At 68.6% G+C, this 1,864-nt stretch carries 1 protein-coding gene; it reads left to right on the top strand.

Translation table 11 applies throughout. The annotated features are described in order from the left end of the window. A partial coding sequence (locus FV222_RS24700; protein ID WP_147815881.1) for an extracellular solute-binding protein occupies window positions 1-1,816 on the top strand: 1,816 nt, incomplete at its 5' end. Between the last annotated feature and the right edge of the window lie 48 nt (window positions 1,817-1,864).

Here is a 1,864-nt window from a genome sequence, read left to right as displayed (position 1 = left end):
CGCGCAATCCGAGCCGGCGCCCCCGGCGGCCGGCGCCGGCTGGGTCCACGCGGTGACGCTGATGGGGCAGCCGAAATACGGCCCGGACTTCAAGCATTTCGACTACGCCGACCCAGGCGCCCCCAAGGGCGGCCTCGTGCGCCTCGGGGCGCAGGGCGGGTTCGACAACTTCAACCTCGTGGTCTCGGGCCTGAAGGGCGACCTCGAAGGCGGGATCGCGCTGCTCTACGACACGCTCACCACCGAATCCCTCGACGAGCCCTTCACCTCCTACGGCCTGCTGGCCGAGGCGCTTCGGGTCGCGCCCGACCTCGGCTCGGTGACCTACCGCCTGCGCGAGAACGCGAAGTGGCACGACGGCGTCGCGATCACCCCCGAGGACGTGGTCTGGTCGTTCGAGACCTTCAAGGCGAACAGCCCGCGCTACGCCGCCTACTACCAGACCGTGGCGAAGGCGGAAGCCGCCGGCCCGCGCGAGGTGACCTTCACCTTCACCGAGACCGGCAACCGCGAGCTGCCGCAGGTGATCGGGCAGCTCCCCGTGCTGCCCAAGCACTGGTGGACGGGCAAGGACGCACAAGGGCGCCAGCGCAACGTCGCCGAGACGACGCTGGAGCCGCCGCTGGGATCGGGCCCGTACAAGCTGGATAAATTCGATCCCGGCCGCTCGGCGACCTATGTCCGCGTCGCCGACTACTGGGGCAAGGACCTGGCGGTGAATGCCGGGCGCAACAACTTCGGCACCCAGCGCTACGAGTATTTTCGCGACGGGACGGTGCTGGTCGAGGCGCTGAAGGGCGACCTCTACGACTTCCGCGCCGAGAACATCGCCCGCAATTGGGCCACCGCCTACGACGACTTCCCCGCGGTGAAGGACGGCCGCCTGATCAAGGAGGCCTTCCCCGACCGCGGCAACGGCAACATGCAGGCGTTCATCTTCAACACCCGCAAGGACAAGTTCAAGGACCCGCGCGTGCGGCGCGCCTTCAACCTTGCGATGAACTTCGAGGAGATGAACCGGGCGCTGTTCTACGGCTTGTACAAGCGCATCGACTCGTACTTCTACGGCTCCGAGCTCGCCGCCTCCGGCCTGCCCGAGGGCGAGGAGAAGGCGCTGCTCGACACGGTGAAGGACAAGGTGCCGCCGTCCGTCTTCACCACGCCCTACAAGAACCCCGTGAGCGAGACGCCGGAGGCCGTGCGCACGAACCTGCGCGAGGCCGTGCGCCTGCTGCGCGAGGCCGGCTACGAGCAGCGCGACGGGCGCATGGTGAACAAGGCGACGGGCGAGCCGCTCACCGTCGAATTCCTGGAGTTCCAGAACACCTTCGAGCGGGTGATCCTGCCGTTCTCGGCGCAGCTCAAGCTCATCGGCGTCGGCACCTCGCTGCGGGTGATCGACCAGGCGCAGTACCAGAACCGGCTGCGCAACTTCGACTTCGACGTCACCACCGGCTCCTGGCCGGAATCGCTCTCGCCGGGCAACGAGCAGCGCGAGTACTGGGGCTCGGCATCTGCCGACAAGCCCGGCTCGCGCAACCTCATCGGCATCAAGGATCCCGCGATCGACGCGCTGATCGAGAAGGTGATCTTTGCCAAAGACAGGCCCGGCGTGCTGGCGGCGACCCATGCACTGGACCGGGTGCTGCTGTCCCACGACTTCGTCGTGCCGCAATGGGCCTCGAACGTCTCGCGGACCCTGCGCTGGAACCGCTTCGCGCACCCGGCCGTCCTGCCGCTCTACGGCTCGTCCGGCTTCCCGACGACGTGGTGGTACGACGAGGCGGCGGCCGCCAAGACCGGGGCGCCGCGTTGAGCCGGGTCTCCCGCCGTTCGCTCGTCCTCGGGGCGGGCGCGCTCGGCG

This window comes from Methylobacterium sp. WL103 (assembly GCF_008039885.1).
GTDB lineage: Bacteria > Pseudomonadota > Alphaproteobacteria > Rhizobiales > Beijerinckiaceae > Methylobacterium > Methylobacterium cerastii.
Note: the sequence above shows the minus strand (reverse complement) of the source record. Positions and strands in the feature narration are given on the sequence as shown.